The following is a 24,994-nucleotide window of genomic DNA, read 5'->3' on the forward strand; positions in this document are numbered from 1 at the left end:
TGTGCGACTTTGCGTCTGCTCGCGGGATCACCGGACCACGCCGCGGGTGAGCAGGTGGGCGGTCAGCGGCTCCGCGCCTGCCGCGAGATGCTCCGACATCACCTCGCGCGCCATCGATTCGTCGTGCGCCGCCAGCGCGGCCAGCAGCCTGCGGTGGTGGTCGGTGGACTGGGCGGGCCAACCGGCGATCGTCGGGAACACCGACTCCGGTGCGTATCTGGTGATCAGCGACATCAGCTGCGCCAGCTTCGGCGAGTCCGCGGCGACATTGATGGCCCGGTGGAAATCGTGGTTCAGCCGCGTCGCGGCCTCGTCGTCGTCGCGGGCGTAGGCGGCCTCCAGCGCCTCCTGGATGGCGGCCAGCTCGCGGACCTGCTCGTCGGTGACGGCGCCGGCCGCCCGCGCGGCGAGTTCACCTCCGACGTGGGCCTGCAGGTTGGCCACGTCGGCGATGTCCCGGCTGGTGACCGGCAGCACCACGAACCCCCGGCGCGGCTGCTGGTCGAGCAGGCCCTCGGCGCGCAACGCGAACAATGCCTCGCGCACCGGCGTGACACTGATGCCGAGTTCGACGGCGAGCTGGTCGAGCCGGATGTACTCCCCCGCCGGGTAACTGCCGTCGAAGATCCGCCTGCGCACCAGCCGGGCGACGTCCTCCGAGAGTTGAGGCCGCGCAGCGAAATCCGGGACGGTCATCGGTCAGACCCGGTAATCGGCCAGCAGGCGCTTGCTGATGATGTTCTTCTGGATCTCGCTGGTGCCTTCGCCGATGAGCAGGAACGGCGCATCGCGCATCAGCCGTTCGATCTCGTACTCCTTGGAATAGCCGTAGCCGCCGTGGATCCGGAAACTCTGCTGGGTGACCTCCGAGCACACCTCGCTGGCGAAGTACTTGGCCATCCCCGCCGCGACGTCGTTGCGCTCGCCGGAGTCCTTGAGCCGGGCGGCGTTGACCATCATCAGATGCGCGGCCTCCACCTTCGTGGCCATCTCGGCCAGCTGGAAGGCGATCGCCTGGTGCTCGGCGATGGGCTTGCCGAACGTCTGGCGCTGCTGTGCGTACCGGACGGCCAGCTCGAAGGCCCGCACACCCACACCGCACGCCCTGGCCGACACGTTGACCCGGCCGACCTCGACGCCGTCCATCATCTGGAAGAAACCCTGTCCGGGCGCCTCCCCCAGCACGGTGTCCGCGGCAGCCTGGTAGCCGTCGAAGATCATCTCGGTGGTGTCGATTCCCTTGTACCCGAGCTTGTCGAGCTTGCCGGGGATCAGCAGCCCCGGTGAGACCTCGCCGAAGCCGGCCGGCTTCTCGACGAGGAACGCGGTCAGGTTGCGGTGCGGCTTGTCGGCGCCCTCGTCGGTGCGCACCAGGGCGGCCACCAGCGTCGAACTCCCGCCGTTGGTGAGCCACATCTTCTGCCCGTCGATCGTGTATCCGCCGTCGCCGTTGCGCCTGGCACGGGTGCGGATGGCGGCGACGTCGGAGCCGAGTTCGGGCTCGGACATCGAGAACGCACCGCGGGTCTCGCCGGTGGCCATCCGCGGCAGGAAGTGGCGCTTCTGCTCGTCGGTGCCGTGCTGACGGATCATGTACGCCACGATGAAGTGGGTGTTGATCACCCCCGACACGCTCATCCACCCGCGCGCCAGCTCCTCCACGCACAACGCGTAGGTGAGCAGCGACTCACCGAGGCCGCCGTATTCCTCCGGGATCATCAGTCCGAACAGACCCATCTCCCGCATGGCGTCGACGATCGCCTGCGGGTAGGTGTCGGCGTGTTCGAGTTCCTGTGCGGTCGGGATCACCTCTTTGTCCACGAACTGCCGCACAGTGGCGAGGATCTCGGTCTGGAACTCGCTGAGCCCCAGTGTCTGCGCGAGTCTGGTCATGCGCCCACCCTCTCGAACACCGCCGCCAGCCCCTGGCCGCCGCCGATACACATGGTCTCCAGGCCGTAGCGCCCGCCGCGGCGGTCCAGTTCGCGCGCCAGTGTCGCCAGCATCCGTCCCCCGGTCGCTCCCACCGGGTGGCCGAGCGAGATCCCCGAGCCGTGCACGTTGGTGCGCTCCAGATCGCCGGACGAGAATCCCCACTCGCGGGTGCAGGCCAGCGCCTGCGCGGCGAACGCCTCGTTCAGTTCGATGAGATCCATGTCGGCGAGGCCGAGTCCGGCCCTGGCCAGCGCGGCCTCGGTGGCGGGGACCGGGCCGATGCCCATCTCTTCGGGCGGCACGCCGGCGACGGCCCAGGACACCATCCGGACCAGCGGCGTGAGCCCGAGGTCGGCCGCCCGCTCCGCCGTGGTCACCAGGCACATCGCCGCGGCGTCGTTCTGCCCGCTCGAATTCCCCGCCGTCACAGTGGCTTCCGGGTCGGTCTTGCCGAGCACCGGCTTGAGTTTCGACAGCGACTCCAGCGAGGTGTCGGCGCGGGGGTGCTCGTCGGTGTCGACCACCTCTGTTCCGCTGCGGGTCGACACCGTGACCGGGACGATCGTCTCGGCCAGCAGCCCGTCGGTCTGCGCCCCGACGGCACGCCGGTGGGACAACACGGCCAGTTCATCCTGCTCCTCGCGCGGTATCGAGTACCGGCGGCGCAGGTTCTCGGCGGTCTCCAGCATGCCGCCGGGCACGGGATGGTTCCTGCCGCCTGCGGTCGTCCTGCCGCGCGCGAGCGCATCGTGGACGGTGATGCCGCCGCGGGCGCCACCCCATCGCATGTCGGTGGAGTGGAACACCACGTTGCTCATGGACTCGGCGCCCCCGGCGACGACGAGTTCGTTGTGGCCGCCCGCCACCTGCATGCACGCCTGGATCACCGCCTGCAACCCGGATCCGCAGCGACGGTCGATCTGCATACCGGGCACCGTCACCGGCAGTCCCGCGTCGAGAGAGATCACCCGCCCGATCGCCGGCGCCTCCATGCTCGGATAGCAGTGCCCAACGATCACGTCCTCGACCGCGTCGGGAGCCACACCGGTCCGCTCGAGCAGTCCCTGAAGTGCGGCGACGCCGAGGTCGACCGCGGTGAGCGACGTCAGCGATCCGTGGTAGCGCCCGATCGGCGTGCGCACGGGTTCGCAGATGACCGCCTCACGCATCACAGATGCCGTCCCCCGGTGACCTCGAGGACCGTGCCCGTCATGTACGAGGACAGGTCGGAGGCAAGGAACAGGGCCACCTTGGCGACCTCCTCGGGCTCGCCGGCCCGGCCCATCGGGACCTCGGCCACCTTGGAATCCCAGATGCGTTGCGGCATCGCCTCGGTCATCGCCGACCGGATCAGTCCCGGCTGGATCGCGTTGACCCGCACCCCGAGATGGGCGAGCTCCTTGGAGGCGGCCTTGGTCATCCCGACGATGCCCGCCTTGGCCGCCGAGTAGTTGGTCTGCCCGACCATGCCGACCTTGCCCGAGATCGACGACATGTTGACGATGGCGCCGCGCTTGTTCTCGCGCATCACCGCGGCGGCTGCCCGCAGGCCGTTCCAGGTGCCCTTCAGGTGGACGGCGATCACCTGGTCGAACTGGTCCTCGGTCATCTTGCGCAGGGTCGCGTCGCGGGTGATGCCTGCGTTGTTCACCATGATGTCGAACCGGCCGAACCGCTCGGTCGCCGCGGCGACCAGGGCGTCGACGTCGGCGCCCGAGGTCACGTCGCACCGCACTGCGACCGCCGTGTCGTCCCCTCCCAGCCGCTCGGCGGCGGCCTGTGTGGCCTCCAGGTTCAGGTCGCCGAGTACGACGCGTGCCCCTTCGGCGACGAATCGCTCGGCGATGGCCAGGCCGAGACCCTGCGCACCGCCGGTGACGACCGCCGTCTGACCACTGAGCAACGACACTGCCTACCCCTCTCCTCGACCCCGGACCGCCCGGTTCGGGTGATCATATTTCATATACGATGCACGAGAACACTGGCCCGCGGAAGGAGAATCTCCATGAGTGAAGTCGGCGACGAAGATTTCCGCGAGATCCTCGACCAGACCCGGCACTTCGTGCGCACCGCCGTGGTGCCGCGCGAGCAGGAGATCCTGGCCGCCGACCGCGTCCCCGACGACCTGCGTGAGCAGGCCAAGAAGATGGGATTGTTCGGCTACGCGATCCCCCAGGAGTGGGGCGGCCTCGGCCTCGACCTGGCCCAGGACGTGGAACTGGCGATGGAGTTCGGCTACACCTCGCTGGCGCTGCGGTCGATGTTCGGCACCAACAACGGCATCGCCGGACAGGTGCTCGTGGGCTTCGGCACCGATGAACAGAAGACCCGCTGGCTCGAGGACATCGCGTCCGGCGCCGTGGTCGCGTCGTTCGCGCTCACCGAACCCGGCGCCGGTTCGAACCCCGCGGGGCTGCGCACGAAGGCGGTTCGCGACGGCTCGCAAGACGATAACGACTGGGTGATCACGGGAAGCAAGCAGTACATCACCAACGCCCCGACGGCCGACCTCTTCGTCACCTTCGCGCGGACCCGGCCGGCGGATTCCGACGGGCCTGGCATCGCGGTGTTCCTGGTTCCCGCCGACGCCGACGGCGTCACGGTCGGCGCCAAGGACGCGAAGATGGGCCAGGAGGGCGCCTGGACCGCGGACGTCAACTTCGACGACGTCCGGGTCGAAGCCTCGGCGCTGATCGGCGGCGCCGAGGACATCGGCTATCGCGCCGCGATGACGTCACTCGCCCGCGGACGGATCCACATCGCCGCGCTGTCGGTCGGGGCGGCCCAGCGTGCGCTGGACGAGTCGGTCGCCTACGCCGCCAACGCCACTCAGGGCGGTACGCCGATCGGCAGCTTCCAGCTCGTCCAGGCGATGCTCGCGGACATGCAGGCGGGCGTGATGGCCGGCCGTGCGCTGGTGCGCGACGCGGCCAGGATGTGGGTGACCGGTGAGGACCGCCGGATCGCCCCGTCCACCGCGAAACTGTTCTGCACCGAGATGGTCGGCAAGGTCGCCGACCTGGCGGTGCAGGTGCACGGCGGCAGCGGCTACATGCGCGACGTGCCCGTCGAGCGGATCTACCGCGATGTCCGGTTGCTGCGCCTCTACGAGGGCACCAGCGAGATCCAGCGGTTGATCATCGGCGGCGGGCTGGTGCGGGCGGCACAGCGCCGAAGCTGAGCCACCTTCTGTCGACCCACATGACCAAGACGACATAGGAGTACGGATTTGAGCGAGAGACTCAGTGGCAGAGTGGCGTTCGTGACCGGGGCCGCGCGCGGACAGGGGCGCGCCCACGCCGTCCGGCTGGCTTCCGAGGGCGCCGACATCATCGCGGTGGACGTCGCGGGCAAGTTGCCGTCGTGCGTTCCCTACGATTCCGCCACTCCGGAGGACCTCGCCGAGACCGTCGATCTCGTGGAGGCGACCGGACGACGGATCCTGTCCACGGTGGTCGACACCCGCGACCACGACGGACTCCGCGAGGCGGTCGACGCGGGGGTCGCCGAGCTGGGCCGGCTCGACGTCGTCGTCGCCAACGCCGGAATCACCGCACCGCAGGCGTGGAACACCATCACGCCCGAGGACTTCCGCGACGTGACCGACGTCAACATCACCGGCACCTGGAACACGGTGATGGCAGCCGCACAGCACCTCATCGACGGTGGCCGCGGCGGATCGGTGATCCTGATCAGTTCGGCCGCAGGGTTGAAGATGCAGCCATTCATGGTGCACTACACGGCCAGCAAGCACGCCGTCACGGGCATGGCGCGGGCGTTCGCCGCCGAACTGGGCAAGCACCGAATCCGGGTCAACAGTGTGCATCCCGGAGCGGTCAACACGCCGATGGGCACCGGCGACATGGTGGAAGGACTGGTTCGCGCCGACGCGACGAACCCGGGTCTGATGAACATGGTCACCCCGTTCATCCCCGACATCGCCCAGCCCGAGGACATCGCCGACGCAGTGGCCTGGCTGGCCAGCGACGAGTCACGCTTCGTGACCGCGGCCGCGATCGCTGTCGACTGCGGCTCTACCCAGTTCTGACCGGCGGGGCCTGCTGCGCGAGCGCGCGCCGCAGGAAGCCGACCTGGTGTCCGGCGGCGGTCATGAACCAGTCGTTCCCCGGCCACACGTCGAAGTGGTCGCACGGGTAGTGGTGCACCTGCGCGCGGGCCTGCACGGCGGTGCGCGCGACCGAGTCCGCAGGCACGAACCGGTCGAAGTCGGCGATCTGCACGAGGACGTGGGCGCGAATCTGCTTGGCGGCCTTAGCAGTACGGATCTTGGCCAGCTCGAAGCCGATTCCGGCGTCGATCTCGTTGCGCCACGTCGGTCCGGCGATGCGGCGGTAACTCTCGTAGGCGCCGTCGAGGGCGAGTGCACCCGACTCCCCCGGCGGCGCCGCCAACGGCATCAGAGACGGACGCCGCCCCCGCGCCACCTGCACGCGGCTCTTCACGCCCACCAGGGTCCACCGCAGCGCGGCGAGGAGGTCTCGGTGCGCCACCGCCGCACGGCTCGCGGCAAGTCCACTGGTCAACGGGGTCATGGCGATCACCGCCGCGACCTCCGGGCACTCGGCGGCCACCCGCAGCACGTGACTGCCCGAGAACGACGAGCCCCACAGCACGATGCGACGACGGTCCACGCCGGGTAGGCGCTGCGCGGCGGCCAAAGCGGCGCGGTAGTCCGCCAGCTGCCGGGCGACGGAGACGCTCTGGCGCGGTTCACCTTCCGAGGAGCCGAAGCCGCGGTAGTCGAACGCCAGAACATCGAGGCCTGCGGCGCTGAACTGCTCGGCGAACGGCGCCAGGCCCGAATCCTTGGTACCGCCGAAGCCGTGCGCCATCACCACCACCGGACGCCCGCCCGGTGAGTCGAAGTCCGCAGCCCGCGCCGGGAAGTGCCAGGCGCTGCACGTGACGCCATCCGATTCGAAGGAGGTCTCGTTGCGGGTCATGCCAGCTCCTGCGATCGGTCCAGCGTCGTGTTGATTCCGTAGATCGTGCCCAGCCAGACCGCGGCGGCGCCGTCCAGCAGCTGCTGCGGGGTCAGCGTGCCGCCCAGGGTCAGCCGTTCCAGCATCCGGTCGTTGAATTCCAGCAGCACCGTCGCCAACACCTCTGCATCGGTACCCTCGGGTGCGAGGCCCGCAGCGCGGTCGGCACGGATCATCGCCGCGATCGAGTCGACGAAAGCCTCACGCGCGCGGTCCCAGATCTCGCGCACCGACGCGCTGGACCCCCGCGCCTCGAGCATCGCCTGGAACAGGTGCCGGTGGCGCTCCCAGGTGTCGAAGAGCCCGTCGAGCATCGCCCGCACACGGGCCGGGGGTGGCTGCGGCGTCGCGGTGAACGCATCGTTGACGACGAAGGTCTCGTCGACGATCCGCTCCATCAGCGCCGCGACCGCGGCCGCCTTGTTCTCGAAATAGAAGTAGAACGCCGAGCGCGTCACCCCGGCCTGCTGCGCGATGTGGGCGATGTTGACGTCGTCGAGGCTGGTCTCGCGCAACCACTGGTCGAGTGCGGACAGGATCGCCTCGCGGCGCACATCGCTGCGGTTCGGCGGTCGGCGGTCGGTCGCCGATCTCACGACGCCGCCTGCACCAGTGGCGATGTGGCGGCGGCTCTCCTGGCGCCCGCGGGAAGCTCGCGGGTCCGGATGTCGTGCTCGTAGTAGAAGTAGTCGACCTGCTGCGTGTGCCGTGGCCGATCCGCGCAGTGCCCGACGTAACGCTGCTGGTCGGCGTCGATCACCCGGTCCATCTCCCCGGACGGCGGCAGCGCATAGCGTCCGATCGCGTAGGCGGCCAGCAGGCGGGACTGGCACTCGACGAACGGGAAGAGCGTCGGGACGGCCTGGGCGAATCCGATGAACGCCAGATCGGCGATGCCGGGCACGAACATCCGCTTGTAGAGCCGAATGGTGTTGTCGGGTGCGCTGATGAAGTCCGGATCGAAGAACGGGAACGTGATGTTGTAGCCGGTGGCATAGACGATCACGTCGAACTCGTCGCTCGTGCCGTCCTCGAAGTGCACCCTCGCGCCGTCCAGCCTTGCGACATTCGGCTTGGGGATCACGTCACCCGATCCGAGTCGCAGCGGCAGCTCGACCGATTGCGTCGGATGCGCCTCGAACAGTTTGTGATTCGCCGGCGGCAGGCCGTACCGGGTCGGGTCGGTGCCCATCGCCGGCGCCACAATCTGCAGCGCCTTGCGCTGCCACGACAGCGGGAGGTACGGGGTGGTGCGCCACATGGTGTCCCCGGGCCGGCCCGCGATGTACTTCGGCACGATCCAGGCGCTCGACCGGGTGGAGAGGGTGACCCGGTTCTGCAGCGCCTTGGACGACAGTTCGACGGTGATGTCGGCGGCGCTGTTGCCCAGACCGACCACGAGGATCCGCTTCCCGGTGAGCGCGAGCGGCGCCGTCGGGTCGACGTAATGGTGCGAGTGGATCGACTCACCGGTGAAGGTGCCCGGGAACTCCGGGAACCGGGGGTCCCAGTGGTGGCCGTTGGCGACCACCAGCAGGTCGAACCGCCGCCGGGCCCCACCCTGGTCGAGGAGCTCCCAGCCGCCCCCGTCGGCGCGATCCGCGCGGACCACGCCGTTGCCGAACTCGATGTGGTCGAGCAGTCCGAACGTGTCGGCGTAGGCGTCCAAGTACTCCTTCACATCCGAATGGTGCGGGAAGGTCGGAAAGTGTTCCGGCATCGGGAAGTCCTTGAACGACAGGCGTTGTCTGGACGTGTCGATGTGCAGCGAACGGTAGGCGCTGCTGTGGCCGTTGGGATTGCCGAACGCCCAGTTGCCGCCGATGCGGTCCGAGCTCTCGAACGTGGTGTACGGCACCCCGTAGTCGTTGAGCATCTTGCCTGCCGTGAGGCCACTGATCCCCGCACCGATGACTGCGACCCGCGGATGCTGCGTGGCCATGCCCACCTCCTGCTGTGAGCCAGGACACTAACAGCGCTTCTGACACACGTCAATGAACATTGACTTGTGTCAGATACTGCGCGGCCGCCTGCTCCGCGGAGTGGACCTCGGCGACGAGTTCGAGCGTCCGCAGGTCGCGGACGGCCACGCAGGCGCGGTGCAGCATCGCGAGCAACGGGTCCAAAGCACGCCCGCCGGACGTCGACTCGGTCAACGCCGACACGCAGCTCAGCACGGCCTGCAACATGGCGTACCGGTAGTCGTGCCAGCAGGTTTCGAGGTCGTATCCGGTCACTCCACGCTCGACCAGTGCGGAGTGGTAGGCCGTCACGAGATCATGGTCTGCAGTCGACCTGAGCTCGGGCTCCAGGCCGGTTCCTGCCAGACAGGCGAGATCTCGGGCCGGCAGTCCGACCGTGAGTGTCTGCCAGCCGGTCACCCGGACCGCCACACCGCCGGGGGCGAACAGCAGATGCTCGAGGCGGAAGTCGCCGTGCAGCAGGCTGTATCGGCCCTGGACGGCAGACACCCACGAGCCGACCGCGGCCATGGCCTCGGCAAGGGTCGCGGTGTCCTCGACGGTGAGCCGCCCACCGAACCGCTCGACGATCCGCTCCCCGCCCGCGCGGGCGGCGTCGCCGAGCGCCCTGGCCGCGGCACTGTCCGGCAGCGGTGCGGTGAGGCCGGGAAAGCGCAACCAGTCCGGCGCACACCAGGTCGGTGCGTGCAGCCCGGCGATTGCCGCGGCGGCCACCCGTGCGCGCTCCTCGTCGCAGCCGTCGAGCGGGTCCACCACGACCACGGGCGCCGGATCGGCCAGCAGTAACACGAATTCACCAGTCTGGGCGTCGATCTCACAGAGCATGCACTCGGGCGCCGGCACTTCCACCCGATCGCGGACCGATGCGTAGAACGCGCACTCGCTGCCGTGTCCGAAGACCCCGGGTGTCTCGAGGGTGAAACTGCGAGGCAGGTCCGGCTGCGCAGCCGCATACGTCGGTCTCAGCCGGAACGCTCCGTTGTCAACGGATCCGATCGGCGTCACCTCGACGGCGTCGACCTGGACATCGCGACCGCCTGCGCTGAGCACCGCCCCCAGCCAGGCGCCGGTGATCTCGGGCGGACGCGGAATCGGCGGGCTCACGTCGCGGTCCCCGTTGCCGCGGCGGCGCGCTGACGAGCGACGAAGCGGATCGCCATCCGCTGCATGAGCCCCGGTGCGAACCGGGCGAACATCCAGCCCACGTACGCCTGGCGGGGCGTGACCAGAAGCGCGCGGTTGCGCCGCACGGCGCGCAAGGTGTCGCGCGCCAGTATGTCGGGATCGTGGAAGTGCTTGCTGCCCTGGCCCCGTCGGTAGAATTCGCGGCCGTCGAAGGGGCCCACCGCGCCCTTGTCCAGGATGGGTGTCTCCACTGCCGTCGGGCACACGGCGAGCACCCCCACCCCGTGCGCGGCCGCCTCGCTGCGCAGCGCCAGAGACAGCCCGACCACCGCGTGCTTGGTCATCACGTAGCTCGTGATCTGGCCGGCTGCAGCCAGTCCGGCCATCGACGCGGTGTTGACGATGTGGCCGCCGCCCTGGCGGATCATCTGCGGGTAGGCCGCCGCAACGCCGTGCACGACTCCCCGGATGTTGACGTCGATGATCGCGTTCCAGTGCTCCAGAGTCAGCAGCTCCGTGTCACCGGCCCACGTGATGCCCGCGTTGTTGAACATCAGGTCGAGCCGCCCGGCACGTGCGACGACGCCGTCGACCGCGGCTTGCACGGCGGCGGCGTCGGTGACGTCGAGACGCGCCGATCGCGCCGCAGCGCCCAGTCCGGCGGCCGTGCCCGCCGCGGCGACCTCGTCGATGTCGGTGCACAGCACCTCGGCTCCCGCCGCCACGAGTGCGCGGCACAGCGCCGCCCCGATACCCGATCCGGCACCGGTGACGATGGCCTGCCTGCCTGAGAATTCGGACACCGTGCCTCCAGTCCCGCCACCTGCGAACTGCCGTGACGATACGTCGACTGTAAGCAATACGGTAGCGACTCGGGGCAGGCCCGTTGGGGTCAGCCGATGAAGCGGACGATCGACTCCGCGACCGCGGCCGGCTTGTCCGACCCGTCGACCTCCACGGTCACGGTCATGGTCGCCTGCACGGCGCCGTCGAGCTGTTTGACCTCGGCGATCTCGGCACGTGCCCGCAGTTTCGCACCGACCGGCACGGGCGTGATGAACCGAACCTTGTTGTAGCCGTAGTTGATGGCCATCGCCACGTTCTCGACGCGGTAGAGCTGATGAGTGAAGTGCGGAAGCAGCGAGAGGGTCAGCAGACCGTGCGCGATGGTGCCGCCGAACGGACCCTCCGCCGCACGCGCCGGGTCGATGTGGATCCACTGATGATCGTCGGTCGCGTCGGCGAACAGGTTGACGCGGTCCTGGCTGACCTCCAGCCATTCGGTCGGACCGAGCTGAACGCCCTCCGCGGCGACGAGCTCGTCGAGACCGGCGAACACCTTCATGACTTCTCCTCTCGACGCCGTCCTCGCGGCGGCGGCACTCGACCACAAGATAACCGCTCGAGGACCGCGAGGAACCACCCGGCACGGCGGATCCGCAGTATCGTGCACCACGGCACGTTGACCGTTCGCGGACACGAACGGGCATCGAGGCCCGTGAGCCGCCGGCCGAGGTCTGCCCCGCTCCGCCCCTCGAGTCGTGTGCTGCCGCGTCTGCCAGCGTCGTACTCGAACAGTCGCGGCGTCAGCCGGCTCACCGCCCATCGGATCGACCGCTTGTCGTTTTCGACCATCGATCGGCGATTTACGGCCACGCCATTTTTTTCATTGCGTTAATTGTCAATTCCGCCCCGCAGCGACCCGATGTGTGGTTTGACGCAGCAGACAATTGGACGGCAGTAACAGTTCATTGGCCCGGTGTGACCAACGCCACTGCGATTGGTACCCCTACCGGATGCGTGATCTGCGCTTTCACTACGTTGGCGAACGATATTGCCGTCGCTGCGACGGCAAAACACGAAGACTGTCAACGTACCGGGCCGGCCCCGTTTCCTGCACGCAAGCGTTTCTGATCATGAATGGTCGACCGCCGGAAGGCGGCAGCCGCCATCGCACCGGACGACGACCACGGCGAGCGGCGCGTGTATCGGCGCGTGCGCCGGAAGGCATGGCCGTGCGACCCGGCGCCGAGGCCGCACCGCATCGTTCGACGCCGGACCACACCGGCGAAACCGGCGCGGCGACCGGGGATTTCCCCGCAGCGACGGGATCGGCCCCGTCTTCTGTGAACCGCGTGAACGTTCAAGGATCGACGACCGGCGGGCAAACACCGCGACGCCCGCCGTCCGGCCGGTCTGGCGGCCGGCAAGACGAGCGAGCAGGGTCATCCCGTGGTCCCACCCACCTGGGCGCCCCACGTCCGACCTGCGACCGGAGAGGCCATCGGGGGTGACGGAATGCGGCCGGCCACCGTTCCCGACGAATCCCGCCGGACGCGCGGGGACGCTCTTCGCCACTGTCCAATGGCGAGAAAATCGACATCCCGGCTCACCTCTGCGGCAAACACGAAAAATTGCGATGCGGCCTCTCACGACGACCTTTTGGTCCGCCGGAACTATTGCAAAGTTCGCCAGCGCACGACGCTGATGCAATACGACCAGCGGTGACAATGATTAGCCGAGATTGCCATCTTTCGCAGGCCGGGTGCGAACTCCGATGCACAGTCGTAACCATTAAGCGCAATGCTGGACAAGTCTCCCTCGCTAGCTGGAATTGAAGTCGCAGTGAGCGGGATACTCATCAACGCGTATTCGTAACCCCGCGTGATGCGCGCCAGAATCAGCCGCTTCGACCCCGGTGGTCGGCTGCCCGAAGGATGGACTCACATGACCGCTCCCCAGCTAGACACCTCCGGCTCGGTCGACCTGCGCCTGCAGACGAGCCCCAGCTGGTGGGACCCCGACAGCGAATGCACCATTGTGGTGGCACAACCGGCGGCCGAACCCGAGCTGTGGTCCGAGTATGTTCGCGGCGCCGAACTCAGCTATCGAAAGCACGGCGTAGAAGCAGCCCTCGATGTGCCGGCATTGCGTAGCGGAAATGACACGGCTTTGTTTTGCGCGGGAATCAATACCGACGGCCGCGTCGTCGGCGGAGTGCGGGCAAAGGGTCCATACCTGAATGTCGACGATTGCCATGCCGTTGTTGAATGGAACGGTCAGCCGGGATTGCACGCGGTGCGAAAAATGGTCAGTGATCGACTACCGTTCGGCGTCGTGGAGATCAAATCGGCGTGGGTGTCCGATGACCCCGAACAGAGCCGAAAGCTGACAAATGTGTTGGCACGTATGCCCCTGCATTCGATGGTATTGCTCGATATCCAGTTCGCCGTCGCGACGGCAGCGGCCTACGTCCTCAACCGCTGGCTATCATCGGGTGGTGTGCTGGCGGCCAGGATCCCGGCGACGCCGTATCCCGACGAGCGCTATCAGACCAAGATGATGTGGTGGGACCGGCGCACCTTCGCCAACCGCGCGGACGCCCACCAGGTGTCCACCTTCTTCTCCGAGCTGCAGAAGATCGCTGCCCTGACCGGATCCGTAGAGCCGGCGGCGGCCGCCGTGACCACGTGATGGCCGCCGGCGTCGGCCGGGGCAGCCTCGACGATCTCGTCGCGGCGGTCGCGACTGAGTTGATGGCGGTCGATGCCGCGACGCCGCCGCGGCCGACCCGTACAGCGTGCCGTTCGACACGGACGCGGACTTCGGCCGCGTCGCGCCCTTGCCGAGGCGTTCGGTCTCGAGCCGGTGGCCGAGGGCGTGGAGACCGAGGCTGCAGCCGTCGCCCTGCTGCGACACGGCTGCCACCGGGCGCAGGCTTCCTGCTGTCCCGACCGCTGCCCAGCGACGCGATGGAGGCGCTACTGGCCGGCGGGCGGGTACCGGTGCAGTTTTCGCGCACGCCCAGCTTCTGAACGCAGTGCCCGTCCATCGCGGGGCGGCTGATGGAGCTGCCGGCTCATCGAGTGGCAGCTCAGCGCGCGTTCCGGGATCGTCGCCCCCATGTTCAGCAACTCGAGGCGGGCGAACCGGCTGGCCGACTCGCTGACCAGGCACAGCTGCTGGTATCCCTCGTAGCCCTGCAGGGACCGCCGGCCGATGGCCACCGCGTGACTGTCGGCAGGCGCGATCGTCACACCGTGCCGGGCCCGGACCGCATGCGGACCGTCCACGCCGTCGACGACCACGCCGGCGACCTCCCCGTCCTCGAACACGACCCGCTGCAGCGCGACACCGGTGTGGATGCTGATCTGCCGGTCATGCGCCTGTCCCCCGAGCCAAGCGGCCAGCGAGAGCCCCGGTGTCCCAGCCGTTCCCACCGGGCCCAGCGGCTTGACCTCGATCGCCCGCCCGGCCGGTGTCCGCATCGTGGTGGTCTGCCAGTCCGCCACCCGTGAGTGCAGTAGGCCGTAGGGCGACCGCAGGCACTGAGTGGCCCACTTCCTGAGACGACCGCCGTAGAAGGGTTCGACCCATCGGCCGTCGCATTCGTCGCGAGTCTGAGCCCGCACGACGCGGGTCGGCAGTTCCATGTCGCCCGCAACGGGGTCGAGCGTGGCGAGGTCCTCCGAGAGCTCCCCGAAGTACTCGCCCGTCTCGTCGTCCTCGGGTGCGTGGGTGAGCCAGCCGCGCTCAAGATACGAGGGTGGTGGCGCCACGACGTCGTCGTCCACCGGTGGCGGCGCCGTGGCGACGAACACCTCGGCGCCGGCGTCCACGGCGATCATGGCGCTCGCCAGGCCTCCGACGGCTCCTCCGACACAGACGACATCAACTTCTTCGTCCCACATTGTTAATTACCTCAACGTTGCTGGTGGACGCGGACTCGTGAACACGGTCGACGGGCTCTGATTCACGACAGCCGAGCCGTTTCGGTCGAACACTGCTGCTACGACGAAAGTTAACGCATCTTCCGGCTGCTTCATCACGCGGACACGACCGCGTACGAATCGAGTGATATGAGTCACCACAGCCCGCACTGAACTTCGAGGGGTTTGCCAGGGCGGGCGGTGGCAACAACATCAAACGTAGCACCCGGCCGACCTGCACAAAGAGTCCGGCCGCTGGTACGCCGACCCGGAACCGGGCGCGGCGACGTTACCGGGCGTCCCGCCGGTCGCGAACCAGAAGTCATCACGATCGGGCACTTTACATACTTTAGGCATGCTTTGCACCCTCTGACATGACTTAGAGTATTGACGTGTCGTTAAATCACCAGCGACCGGCTATCCCTCTGGGGTCCGGCGGGCGATCAACCAACCAGCGGGTGCCGTGCCCGTCCGTCTCATCACAGAGAGAACCGACTGTCAGTCCAGTTGCCGAGGTGGCCCCGTGAGCGATCAGGTCGACCGGAAAGCAGACGCCACGCGCCTGCTGATCCTGCAGGCCGCAGCGCGGCAGTTCTCCCGGCGCGCCTACAGCATGGTCAGCCTCGACGACATCCTGGCCGACGCGGCGGTGACCAAGGGCGCGATGTACTTCCACTTCCGGTCCAAGTACGCGCTCGCGGTGGCGATCGTCGACCACCGGGCCGAACAGAGCCGCGCCGTGGTTGCCGAGGTGCTGGCCCGGCGACTGCCCGCCACGGAGACACTCATCGACGTGATGTTCGTGATCGCCGTTGAGGACATCGGCGACCACCTCGCCAGGGCCGGGCTGAACCTTCTCGAATCCATCGGGCGCACAGATGGACTGGCCATCCGCGTGCACGGCTCGTGGGTCACCGGCTTCGCAGGCATCGCGCAGCGCGCCATCGACGAGGGCGACCTTCTCGAGGGTCGCGGCGCCGATGACGTCGCCGGGTTACTGGTCGCGATGTACGTGGGTATCCGGCAGACGAGCGACCTCGACGAGCCGCACGCGTTCCTGACGCGGCTCGTCGACGCCTGGGACGTCGTACTGCCGGGCATCGCACGGCCCGAACGGTTGAGCTATCTCACCCAGTTCGCCCGGCGGCGCGGAGCGCAGGCACTCAAGCGGGCCACCCCGCTGCCCACCGATGACTTATGATCGCCCTCCGGGCTGCAGTCCGGAGAACTCGAGGCCATCGCCGGAGGTGATCGCGTATGCCGCGGCAGGCCCGCTCTGAGGCGACGCGGCGCCGGATCGTCGACGCAGCGGTCGATCTCATCGGCGAGATCGGTTATCCGGCAGTCGGTCTGGGAGACATCATCGAGCGCGCCGCGCTGACCAAGGGCGCGCTCTACTACCACTTCGACTCCAAGGAGTCACTGGCGATCGCCATCATCGCCGAGGGCGGGGCCAACCTGCTGGCGACGTTCCGCAGCATCAGCGCATCCACGTCGCCGGCTCTGGAGAACATCATTCACGGGTTGTTCATGGTGGTCGACCGGGTCGCCACCGACCCGCTCACCCGCACGGCCGCGCAACTGCTGCGGGTGTTCGGCGGATTCAGCGAAGTGTCGCGACTGGTCTATGCGGGCTGGCTCGACGAGATGGCGGACGAGGTCCGGCGCGCCGCCGCCGAAGGGGATCTGCGGGCCGGGCTGGAACCGCGCGCAGTGGCCGAGATCATCGTCGGCGCGATGCTCGGCGCCGAACTGCTGTCGGGTGTCGACGACGATCTCCGCAACCGGTTGACCCGGATGTGGCAGGTGCTGTTGCCTGCCGTCGTCGCCGACGAGTCACTCGGGTACTTCCGAGAGTTCCTCGCCCGCGAGGCACTGCGAGCGCCGTCCGACGGCTGAACCGGCCGGTCTTCAGAGTTCCTCGACCCACAGCCGCTCGGTGAGGTCCTGGAACGTGGCCAACGCGACCGGGTCGTCGCCGCGTAACAACGCCGAACGACTCATCTGCGCACGGACTGTCGACCCCTCGCGGTCCACGAGCTCGACGATCATGTCGGCGTGCTCGTGCACGACCGACAACACCGGTCCGTCGGTGGGAACCGTTGTGCAGATGTCTGCGAACTGCATCCGCTGGATGTCCTCGGCGTTGCGCCCGAGCATCGCGGCGAACGCACCGTTGGCGAACAGGATGGCGCCGCCCTCGGCAACTGCGAGCACAGGCACCGGGAACCGCTCGAGCAGCACCAGCGCCGGCATCTGCTCGAGCAGCGCCATGGGTGACCGATTGGCCTGACTACTACGTCGCCGATCCACGTTGCGGGTCCCGTCCTCGTGTGGTGTCGGTTCGGGATGCCTCCCGGCCCGACGCTGCGCCTGGCGCAGCAAAGCCTAGTCGGCCGTCATCATCACCGATCGGGCCCGCCGCGGCGGGCGTTTGACCAACTTGCGCCGACCGCCCGCCACTGGGCCCTTCACCTCCACCTGACTAACTAGGTTTACTCTGTGCGTAACCACATCGACAGACGGGAGGTCCGATGGACCTGGACTGGTCACCGGAGGACCTGGCTTTCCGTGACGAGGTGCGCGCCTTCCTCGACGACCGGCTCACTCCCGAACTGCGGCAGGCCGGGCGGCTGATGACGAGCGTGTACGCCGACCACGACGCCAGCATGGAGTGGCAACGCATCCTGCACGAGCGGGGCTGGGCGGCGCCCGCATGGCCTGTCCAATACGGCGGCTGTGACTGGACTTTGACGCAGCACTACATCTTCAGCCGCGAGGCCACCCTGGCCGGCGCCCCGTCACTGTCGCCGATGGGCATCCGGATGGTCGCCCACGCGATCGTGAAGTTCGGCACCGACGCGCAGAAGGAGTACTACCTGCCGCGGATCCTCACCGGCGAGGTGTTCTTCTGTCAGGGCTACTCCGAACCCGAGGCCGGCTCCGACCTCGCCGCGCTGTCGATGGCGGCCGTCGACGACGGCGAACACCTGGTGTGCACCGGAAGCAAGATCTGGACCACCCACGCACAGGAGGCGAACTGGATGTTCGCCCTGGTGCGGACCACCCGAGCGGCGAAGAAGCAGCAGGGCATCACGTTCGTGCTGATCGACATGACCAGCCCCGGGATCGAGATCCGCCCACTGGTGATGACCTCCGGTGAGGAGGTCCAGAACCAGGTGTTCTTCGACGACGTCCGGGTGCCCAAGTCCAACGTGATCGGCCGGATCGACGACGGCTGGACGGTGGCGAAGTACCTGCTGGAATTCGAACGCGGCGGCGGGGCTTCGTCGCCCGCGCTCCAGGTGCTCGCCGAGGAGATCGCCACCGTCGCGGCGGGCCGGCCCGGTCCGGACGGCGGTCTCCTGATCGACGACGCCGCCTTCGCCCTGCGGCTCGCCGACGCGAGGATCCGGACCGAGGTGCTCGAGATCCTGGAGTACCGGGTGCTGGCGGCCGTCGCAGCGGGCAGGAACCCCGGATCGGCGTCGTCGATGCTCAAGGTGCTCGGCACCGAGCTGAGCCAGACGCTCACCGAACTCTCGATGGAGGCCGCGGGGCCGCGGGCGCGGGTCTACCAGCCGCATGCCACCAAACCCGGCGGACCGATCGCCGAATACGAGCCGCCTCCGGATGGCTACGTCAGCGGCGAACCATGGCAGGCCGTGGCGCCACTGCGCTACTTCAACGACCGGGCCGGCTCGATCTACGCCGGCAGCAACGAAATCCAGCGCAACATCCTGGCCAAAGCCGCATTGGGGCTCTAGATGGACTTCACACTCACCAACGAACAGGAACTCCTGCGCGACGGGCTGTCGAAGTACCTCTCGACACGCTACGACCTGGAGAAGAGCCGATCGGCGGCCAAGACCGGTGCCGGCTGGCAACCCGAGATCTGGCGCGGGTTCGCCGAGGAGCTCGGCATCCTCGGCGCGGGCCTGCCCGAGGACGTCGGCGGCATCGGCGGTGGGCCTGTCGAGACGATGGTGATCGCCGAGGCGCTCGGCCATGCCCTGGTGATCGAGCCCTACATCGACACCGCGGTGGTGGCCGCCGGACTGCTTCTCCGGGCGGGCGGACCAGCTGCCACGGCGCTGCTGGAGAAGATCGCCGACGGCTCGGCGATCGTCGCGCTCGCCGCCACCGAGGCGGAATCGGGCGATGACTGGCAGGGGGTGACGACCGAGGCCCGACGCGACGGGCCCGGATGGGTGCTGCACGGCGAGAAGATCGTCGTCATGAACGCGCCGCTGGCCACCCATCTGCTCGTCACCGCGCGCACCCCGGACGAGGGCGTGTCGCTGTTCCTGCTCGAGCCAGACCGGCCGGGCCTGCGCGCGCACGGCTACCGCACGATCGACGATCGTCGCGCGGCGGACCTGGTCTTCGACGGCGTGCAGGTGTCCGCGGACGCACTGCTCGGCGCGGCGGGAGGGGCCGGGCCGTCACTGGCCCAGGCACGCGACGAGGGTGCGGCCGCCGTCTGCTCGGAGGCGGTGGGCGGCATGCGCAAGGTGGTGGCCGACACCGTCGAGTACTGCAGGCAACGCCAGCAGTTCGGACAACCCATCGGCTCCTTCCAGGCGCTGCAACACCGCATGGTGGACATGCACATGGAGCTCGAGCAGTCGGTCGCCGCCACGTATCTCGCGGTGCTCAAGCTGGGCGCCGAACCGGCGGAGCGGGCCCGCGCGCTATCGGCGGCCAAAGTCACGGTCGGGCGCGCAGCGCGGTTCGTGGGGCAGAACGCCGTCCAGTTGCACGGCGGAATGGGCATGACCGAGGAACTCGCGATCGGCCACTACTTCAAGCGGCTCACGGCCGTCCAGTACGAGTTCGGGTCGACCGACCACCACCTGAAGCGATACGCGCGGCTGACCCGGTCCTGAGTCGCATCGGACTGGACACATGTCCGATCTGATCGGTTCATGAAACGAAGCCACCTCCGCCGACGTCCCGCATTGCTCACAGCTCGCGCGAAAACAGCCATCTGCGCGAATCATCCGACGTTGATTGCGATGCACAGTCGGACCGACTAACCTGGACACATGTCCAGTGCAGATGTGGTGCACGTCACTTCTCTGCGCGACTCACATCACCGGCGCAGGCGTACCTGCCAACGGGTCTTCACCGCGGCAGCCCAACTGCTCGACGAGTCGAGCGACGCACCCGGGATCGTCGATGTCTCGCTGCCGGCACTGGCCGCGCGGGCGCGGGTCGCCCCGACCGCGCTGCGCGCACACTTCGATTCCCTCGACGCGATGTTCGCCGAGCTCTATCTGCACCGGATCTGTGCCCTACCGCTGAACGTCGATCCCGGGCTCGGCGCCGCGGCCCGGGTGAGCGCCCAACTCCGGGCCATCACGATGGTGCTGGCCGACGAACCGCGACTGTCCGAGGCGTGCAGCCGCGCCCTGCTCCGCAACGACGACGACGTGGTGGCCGATGTCCGCACGCGGATCGGCGCAGAAGTGCAGCGGCGCATCGCCGCGGCACTCGGCGCCGGAGCATGGCCCGAGGTGCAGGCCACCCTCGAGACCGTGTTCTGGGGCGCGCTGCTGCAGGTGCGGTCCCGGTCCGTCAGTTGTCACCGGATGGCCGACAGGCTCGACACGATGCTGGCGCTGATCCTGTCCGACGCCGACCACTGACCACTACCCGTCCTCGATCAGCAGCACCCGGTCGCACGCCGCGCGTGTCGCGGCGATCAGCCGGGCGTTCGGTTCGTCGACGGTGTCGACCCAGTGCTGCGCGTCGATCGCGCCGAGGCCGGCTGTCACATGCCGGTCGATCAGCCGCCGACGCCGCACCTCCGCATCGGCGTCGATGTAGTACAGCCGCTCGAGCAGTGGACGTACCGCAGCCCAGCCGTCGGAGGCCAGCGCCAGATAATTGCCCTCGGTGACCACGACGCACGCCTGCGCGGGCACCACGCGTGCCGCGGCGACCGGATCGTCGAGCGCCCGGTCGAAGTCGGGGACGAAGACATCGGCGACGCCGTGACTGTCCGCGAGGCGGGTGAGGGTGGCGCGGTAACCGCCGACGTCGAAGGTGTCCGGAGCTCCCCTGCGCCGGCGCAGACCCAGACGGTCGAGCTGGGCCTTGGCGAGGTGGAAGCCGTCCATCGGCAGGTACGCCGACGGCGTCGACCACCGCTCGTTGAGCTCTTCGACGACGGCGAGGGCGAAGGTCGACTTCCCGGCGCCCGGCGGCCCGGTCACACCCGCCAGCACCCGCCGGGCGGGGCGTGCGACCGCACCGGCCAGTTCGGCGGCCACGGCACGCCGCGCTTCCTCGCTGGTCAGGATCGCGGGGGCCATCGGCATCACGGTACGTCGCCGTATGCCCAGGTGAGAGGCGGCCTGGCGGATCACGTTCGTGACGAGTTCGCCGGAGCGGTTTACCTCCGCCGTACACGGGGGAACCTCAACCCCATGACGGGTCGACATCGAATGCAAGAAGCACCGGTCCGAATACCTGCGGCGACCGGTCGTAATGTCACGCGGACCTCTTCTCGGTCCAACGTGGTGATCGGCGCCATCTCCGCCTCAGTGGCCGGTGCCGGAGTGGTGGCCGCCGCGGCCGTCCAGTTGCTGGCGCCCGCCGAGTCCCCCGCCCCGCCTGCGGCGTCCACGGCGCCCGTGACCGCCGATGCGCCCGCGCTCAACTACGAGGGCCGCCTGATCGCCGTCACCCCGGATTCGGTGACCGCGCGCAGCGCAGACGGTGTCACGCAGACCTACCGCATCACCCCCGAGACCACGGCGCTCACCGAGCAGGGCAACCACACCGTGAGTCCCGCGACCACCTTCGACGTCGACGACGAGGTGGCGATCGTCGCGATCGTCCAGAACGGCACCCCCGTCGCGACCACCGTCGCCGACCGTCGCGTCACCGGCCTGAACGGGCCGCCGATGGATGCGGTGACCGTGCAGCCCGCGAGCCACTCCATCGCGACCGCCGCCACCGGCTGAGCCCCCGCCGAATCCCTTCGCTGAAGCCGTCCGGGTCTTCCGCAGTCCCATAGACTCGGCCCGCATGAGGCCGTTACTCGCGATCGTGTTGCTCGCCGGACTGCTCACCGGGTGCAGCACCGCGATCCAGGGCCGTCCTGTCGCCGGCGCCGAACTGACCGCTCCCGTCCCCGTGACCGAAGCCTGGAAGCGGGATGTCACCTCGGCGGTCGCCGCCATCGGCAGGGCGCTGGGCACCGCGGGAGAAGCGATGATCAACAGCGAGTACTCGACCGTCCGCAGCGGCTGCCGCGATCTCGAGGAAGCCACGGACCTGCTCGAGGATCAACTGCCCAGCGAGGACGAAGACGTCAACCAGGCGTTGCAGAACGCGGTGGACGAATACCGGTCGTTCGCCGGCATCTGCGTCACCCTGACGCCGAACAGCAGCGGCGCCGAGATCGACCGCCTCGAAGCGACACTCGACCGGGCGGACGCCAGCATCCGGGACGCCATGGCACTGCTCGACATCGACATGCCCGGGGGCTGAAAATCCCGTGGCGGAACGCGTCGCCGTCATCGGGGCAGGCCCGGGAGGCCTGGTCGCCGCGCGCTGGCTGTCATCGTGCGGCTTCGAACCGACGATCTTCGAACGGAATCCGGTTCTCGGCGGACAGTGGTCCGGACTGCCGGGCCGCAGCGGCGTGTGGCCGTCGATGCACACCAACACCAGCCGCATCCTGACCGCCTTCAGCGACCTCCCCTTCGGCGGTCACCTCGTGCACCCGCCGTACGCCGCCGTGCTGCGGTACCTGCACCGCTACGCCGAATCATTCGGATTGACCGCCCGCATCAGATTCGGCACGGCGGTCGACTCGGTGAACCGGGAAGACACCCGCTGGCTGGTCGGGCACACCCACGGCACCGAGATCTTCGACCGGGTGGTGGTGGCATCCGGGCGATTTCATTCACCGGTGATCCCGGCCGTTCCGGGGCTCGAGTCGTTCGCCGGCGACCCCGGCGTCAGTTCCACGTATGACTTCCGCGACCACGACCGGTATCTGGGGAAACGGGTGCTCGTCGCCGGCGGCGCCATCAGTGCGCTCGAGATCGCGGCCGAACTGGCCCAGCTCGGCGCGTCCCGCGTCGTCGTCACACAGCGGCGGCAGCGTTATGTGCTGCCCAAGTTCGCCGCCGGTGTGCCGTCGGACCATCGGATCTTCACCCGATACGGCACGCTGTCGAACGAGGTCCTGCCCGCGGCCGAGATCGACCGCCAGCTGCGGGAGATCGTCACCGAGGCCGGCGGCAGCCCGGACCAGTACGGCGCACCGGCACCCGATCCGTCACTGTTCGCCGCCGGTGTCACCCTCGGCCAGAGCTACCTTCCCCTCGTGGCGGAGGGCCGGATCACGGTGCGTCCGTGGGTCGATTCGGTCGCAGGGGACACCGTCACGTTCGCCGACGGGCATGCCGAGACATTCGATGCCATCCTGTTCGGCACCGGATTCGAGCTGAGCCTGCCGTTTCTCGGCCGCGATGTCCACGCGACACTCGACATCGACGGGGCACACCTCGACGCCGACCGTCACACGTTCCATCCCGACCTCCCCGGCTTGGCCTTCGTGGGGATGTGGGACCAGTCCGGCGGGTACTTCGTGCCGCTGGAACTGCAGGCGAGGTGGATCGCCTACCTGTGGAGCGGCATCCTGCCTGCGGTGACCGAAGCAGAGCAGCGCGCGTCGGTCGCGGCATACCGGTCACGTCGCGGTGTGTCGCAGAAGACCCGATGAATCTGGCGGCACTGACTTTCGCGCGGGCCGCCGGTGTCGAACCGGAACTGTCGCGATGGCCCGAACTCCGCCGGGCATTGCTGTTCGGTCCACTGGCACCGAGCTGTTTCCGGCTCGAGGGTCCCGACGCGCTGCCCGACGCGGCAACCGTTTTCGCGCAGGACGCCGCGGAATTCGGCGCGATCACCGGCAACGACCTCACCGAGCGCGAACGCCGGTACTGGTCGATGGTCGCAGGAAACAGCGCTCCAGCGCCCCGAGTGATTCGGCGATGAAGTCCTCGGAAAACGGTGGCATGCCGCCGATCTCATCGCGGAAGCTCTGCGGCGTCGCCGTCCAGTCGTAGGTCAGCGTGACCGCCGTTCCGTCACCGTCGGGGGCGAGGTCGTAACGCCAGGACCAGCCACCGGGAACGTGGGCGCCGGACTCGTCGCGTTGTCCTGGTAGCCAGGCGATCACCCGGTCCGGCTCGAAGTCGGTGACCAGGTTGTCCATCACATAGTGTCCGCCCGCGGCCTCCAGGTACATGTTCACCGTGAAGATCTGTCCGGTGCCGCTGATCGGCGTCGGGTCCACCGCGTCGCGCACCCAGTCCCCCGGCTCGGTGTCCTTGTGCCGCGCGGGGTCGGCGAGGACGGCGAACACCGCCGACGGCGGCGCCGCGATCTTCCGGGTGGCGACGAATCGTTCCGCGCTCACCTGCCGGCCTCCCCGTAGAACCGGGCGATGTCCGGCGAGTCCAGCCAGCCCGAATAGGTCGGTCTGCTCGGCCAGCCCTCCGGCGAATCGAGCCACTCCTCCTGACGGCCGTACGGGAGGATGTCGATCAACGGGAAGCTGTGGCTGAGCTGCTCGGTGCCACGGCCGTTGGTGTGCCAGGTGCGGTAGACGGTGTCGCCGTCGCGCAGGAAGACGTTGACGGCGAAGCCGCCTCCTGGCGGTGCGTCGACGTCGGCGCCGAACGAGCTCTCCGACGACGAGTACCAGTCCATCCTGTTGCCCACCTTGTCCCTGTAGGCCAGCGCCTCCTCGATCGGGCCGTTGGTGACGACGACGAATCGGGCGTCGTAGCTGTCCAGGAACTCCAGCCGGGTGAACTGGCTGGTGTAACCGGTGCAGCCGCCGCACTGCCACTCCGCGCCGTCGTTCCACATGTGGTGATAGGTGATCAGCTGCGAGCGGCCGCCGAAGACGTCGGCCAGCCGGACCGGGCCCTCGGCGCCGATCAGCGTGTACTCGGGCAGTTCGACCATCGGCAGCCGCCTGCGCTGCGCGGCGATCGCGTCGAGCTCGCGGGTCGCCGCCTTCTCCCTTCGCCGCAGGTCGTCGAGTGCGGCGCGCCACGTGTCGTGGTCGGCCACCGGCGGCTTCGCGGCCGTTGTGGTGGTCTGGTTCCCTGTCATCACAGGCTCCCTTCCGAGCAGTCGGAATCCTCTTATGACTATCAGACTCGACAGCGACCCGGGACTCATCGCAGGCGTCGGTACCGTCGGA

General features: G+C 68.5%; 26 protein-coding genes and 1 pseudogene. 12 read left to right on the top strand and 15 right to left on the bottom strand.

Annotation, left to right across the window (positions count from 1 at the left end):
- Positions 1-27: 27 nt before the first annotated feature.
- From O6P37_RS16950 to fabG, 4 genes are read right to left on the bottom strand one after another with little or no spacing between them, the layout of a single operon-like run.
- Positions 28-696, bottom strand: coding sequence for a GntR family transcriptional regulator (locus O6P37_RS16950; RefSeq protein ID WP_269895172.1), 669 nt, complete (start codon positions 694-696; stop codon positions 28-30).
- 3 nt (positions 697-699) lie between these two features.
- On the bottom strand, positions 700-1,893 hold the full coding sequence (locus tag O6P37_RS16955) for an acyl-CoA dehydrogenase family protein (RefSeq protein ID WP_269895173.1): 1,194 nt from the start codon (positions 1,891-1,893) through the stop codon (positions 700-702).
- Positions 1,890-3,104 (bottom strand): acetyl-CoA C-acetyltransferase, encoded by a 1,215-nt coding sequence (locus O6P37_RS16960; protein ID WP_269895174.1) that lies wholly within the window; start codon positions 3,102-3,104, stop codon positions 1,890-1,892. Before O6P37_RS16960 ends, O6P37_RS16955 begins: the two co-directional genes overlap by 4 nt.
- Entirely contained in the window at positions 3,104-3,844 is a 741-nt protein-coding gene (fabG, locus tag O6P37_RS16965) for a 3-oxoacyl-ACP reductase FabG (protein WP_264012087.1), read from the bottom strand. The genes O6P37_RS16960 and fabG overlap by 1 nt, the downstream gene beginning before the upstream one ends.
- A gap of 96 nt (positions 3,845-3,940) precedes the next feature.
- Here fabG and O6P37_RS16970 point away from each other — a divergent pair, with 96 nt between their 5' ends.
- Together O6P37_RS16970 and O6P37_RS16975 are read left to right on the top strand one after the other, a co-directional pair.
- A complete protein-coding gene (locus O6P37_RS16970) occupies positions 3,941-5,116 on the top strand; it encodes an acyl-CoA dehydrogenase family protein (protein ID WP_269895175.1) in 1,176 nt (391 codons plus the stop codon).
- Positions 5,117-5,164: 48 nt separating this feature from the next.
- Entirely contained in the window at positions 5,165-5,983 is an 819-nt protein-coding gene (locus O6P37_RS16975; RefSeq protein ID WP_269895176.1) for a mycofactocin-coupled SDR family oxidoreductase, read from the top strand.
- Here O6P37_RS16975 and O6P37_RS16980 read toward each other — a convergent pair.
- From O6P37_RS16980 to O6P37_RS17005, 6 genes are all read right to left on the bottom strand, one after another.
- Positions 5,970-6,899, bottom strand: coding sequence for an alpha/beta hydrolase (locus O6P37_RS16980; RefSeq protein WP_269895177.1), 930 nt, complete (start codon positions 6,897-6,899; stop codon positions 5,970-5,972). The two genes, O6P37_RS16975 and O6P37_RS16980, sit on opposite strands and share 14 nt — an antisense overlap.
- Complete coding sequence (locus O6P37_RS16985; protein WP_269895178.1) at positions 6,896-7,534, bottom strand: TetR/AcrR family transcriptional regulator; 639 nt, start codon at positions 7,532-7,534, stop codon at positions 6,896-6,898. The genes O6P37_RS16980 and O6P37_RS16985 overlap by 4 nt, the downstream gene beginning before the upstream one ends.
- On the bottom strand, positions 7,531-8,880 hold the full coding sequence (locus tag O6P37_RS16990) for a flavin-containing monooxygenase (protein ID WP_269895179.1): 1,350 nt from the start codon (positions 8,878-8,880) through the stop codon (positions 7,531-7,533). The genes O6P37_RS16985 and O6P37_RS16990 overlap by 4 nt, the downstream gene beginning before the upstream one ends.
- Before the next feature lie 49 nt (positions 8,881-8,929).
- Complete coding sequence (locus O6P37_RS16995) at positions 8,930-10,024, bottom strand: phosphotransferase family protein (RefSeq protein ID WP_269895180.1); 1,095 nt, start codon at positions 10,022-10,024, stop codon at positions 8,930-8,932.
- A complete protein-coding gene (locus tag O6P37_RS17000; RefSeq protein ID WP_269895181.1) occupies positions 10,021-10,848 on the bottom strand; it encodes an SDR family NAD(P)-dependent oxidoreductase in 828 nt (275 codons plus the stop codon). The genes O6P37_RS16995 and O6P37_RS17000 overlap by 4 nt, the downstream gene beginning before the upstream one ends.
- Before the next feature lie 89 nt (positions 10,849-10,937).
- Positions 10,938-11,390, bottom strand: coding sequence for a MaoC family dehydratase (locus tag O6P37_RS17005; RefSeq protein WP_264012095.1), 453 nt, complete (start codon positions 11,388-11,390; stop codon positions 10,938-10,940).
- Positions 11,391-12,772: 1,382 nt separating this feature from the next.
- Here O6P37_RS17005 and O6P37_RS17010 point away from each other — a divergent pair.
- Positions 12,773-13,519 carry a hypothetical protein gene (locus O6P37_RS17010; protein WP_269895182.1) on the top strand — a complete coding sequence of 249 codons (747 nt, stop codon included), beginning with the start codon at positions 12,773-12,775 and terminating at the stop codon, positions 13,517-13,519.
- A 144-nt stretch (positions 13,520-13,663) separates the two neighbouring features.
- A pseudogene (locus tag O6P37_RS17015) lies at positions 13,664-13,860 on the top strand (hypothetical protein); the annotation flags it as partial.
- Here the strand turns inward: O6P37_RS17015 and O6P37_RS17020 are convergent.
- Positions 13,807-14,673 (bottom strand): hypothetical protein, encoded by an 867-nt coding sequence (locus O6P37_RS17020; protein ID WP_269895183.1) that lies wholly within the window; start codon positions 14,671-14,673, stop codon positions 13,807-13,809. The pseudogene O6P37_RS17015 and the gene O6P37_RS17020 overlap by 54 nt on opposite strands.
- A gap of 604 nt (positions 14,674-15,277) precedes the next feature.
- Between O6P37_RS17020 and O6P37_RS17025 the strand changes: the two genes are divergently transcribed.
- On the top strand, positions 15,278-15,955 hold the full coding sequence (locus tag O6P37_RS17025; RefSeq protein ID WP_269895184.1) for a TetR family transcriptional regulator: 678 nt from the start codon (positions 15,278-15,280) through the stop codon (positions 15,953-15,955).
- Between the two features lie 56 nt (positions 15,956-16,011).
- Complete coding sequence (locus O6P37_RS17030; RefSeq protein WP_269895185.1) at positions 16,012-16,653, top strand: TetR family transcriptional regulator; 642 nt, start codon at positions 16,012-16,014, stop codon at positions 16,651-16,653.
- A 12-nt stretch (positions 16,654-16,665) separates the two neighbouring features.
- Here O6P37_RS17030 and O6P37_RS17035 read toward each other — a convergent pair whose 3' ends face one another.
- Complete coding sequence (locus O6P37_RS17035; protein ID WP_264012101.1) at positions 16,666-17,028, bottom strand: PAS domain-containing protein; 363 nt, start codon at positions 17,026-17,028, stop codon at positions 16,666-16,668.
- 260 nt (positions 17,029-17,288) lie between these two features.
- Here O6P37_RS17035 and O6P37_RS17040 point away from each other — a divergent pair, with 260 nt between their 5' ends.
- From O6P37_RS17040 to O6P37_RS17050, 3 genes are all read left to right on the top strand, one after another.
- Complete coding sequence (locus O6P37_RS17040; protein ID WP_269895186.1) at positions 17,289-18,521, top strand: acyl-CoA dehydrogenase family protein; 1,233 nt, start codon at positions 17,289-17,291, stop codon at positions 18,519-18,521.
- Positions 18,522-19,643, top strand: coding sequence for an acyl-CoA dehydrogenase family protein (locus O6P37_RS17045; RefSeq protein ID WP_269895187.1), 1,122 nt, complete (start codon positions 18,522-18,524; stop codon positions 19,641-19,643).
- Between the two features lie 159 nt (positions 19,644-19,802).
- Complete coding sequence (locus tag O6P37_RS17050) at positions 19,803-20,405, top strand: TetR family transcriptional regulator (RefSeq protein WP_269895188.1); 603 nt, start codon at positions 19,803-19,805, stop codon at positions 20,403-20,405.
- A gap of 3 nt (positions 20,406-20,408) precedes the next feature.
- On the opposite strand, the gene O6P37_RS17055 is transcribed toward O6P37_RS17050, so the two are convergent.
- Complete coding sequence (locus O6P37_RS17055; RefSeq protein WP_269895189.1) at positions 20,409-21,074, bottom strand: nucleoside/nucleotide kinase family protein; 666 nt, start codon at positions 21,072-21,074, stop codon at positions 20,409-20,411.
- Positions 21,075-21,278: 204 nt separating this feature from the next.
- Here O6P37_RS17055 and O6P37_RS17060 point away from each other — a divergent pair, with 204 nt between their 5' ends.
- The 3 genes from O6P37_RS17060 to O6P37_RS17070 all read left to right on the top strand — a co-directional run bounded on the left by O6P37_RS17060 (position 21,279) and on the right by O6P37_RS17070 (position 23,500).
- Complete coding sequence (locus tag O6P37_RS17060; RefSeq protein WP_269895190.1) at positions 21,279-21,728, top strand: hypothetical protein; 450 nt, start codon at positions 21,279-21,281, stop codon at positions 21,726-21,728.
- A 64-nt stretch (positions 21,729-21,792) separates the two neighbouring features.
- Complete coding sequence (locus O6P37_RS17065; RefSeq protein WP_269895191.1) at positions 21,793-22,257, top strand: hypothetical protein; 465 nt, start codon at positions 21,793-21,795, stop codon at positions 22,255-22,257.
- A 7-nt stretch (positions 22,258-22,264) separates the two neighbouring features.
- The gene (locus O6P37_RS17070; RefSeq protein WP_269895192.1) at positions 22,265-23,500 is read left to right on the top strand and encodes a flavin-containing monooxygenase; all 1,236 of its coding nucleotides are present in this window, start codon (positions 22,265-22,267) and stop codon (positions 23,498-23,500) included.
- A 198-nt stretch (positions 23,501-23,698) separates the two neighbouring features.
- Here the strand turns inward: O6P37_RS17070 and O6P37_RS17075 are convergent, their stop codons facing one another.
- Positions 23,699-24,199, bottom strand: a complete 501-nt coding sequence (locus O6P37_RS17075) for an SRPBCC family protein (protein WP_269895193.1) — start codon at positions 24,197-24,199, stop codon at positions 23,699-23,701.
- Positions 24,196-24,903: a DUF899 domain-containing protein gene (locus tag O6P37_RS17080; RefSeq protein WP_269895194.1), complete on the bottom strand. Its 708-nt coding sequence runs from the start codon at positions 24,901-24,903 to the stop codon at positions 24,196-24,198. The genes O6P37_RS17075 and O6P37_RS17080 overlap by 4 nt, the downstream gene beginning before the upstream one ends.
- Positions 24,904-24,994: the final 91 nt, after the last annotated feature.

Source organism: Mycobacterium hippophais, from assembly GCF_027529605.1.
Classification (GTDB): domain Bacteria; phylum Actinomycetota; class Actinomycetes; order Mycobacteriales; family Mycobacteriaceae; genus Mycobacterium; species Mycobacterium arseniciresistens.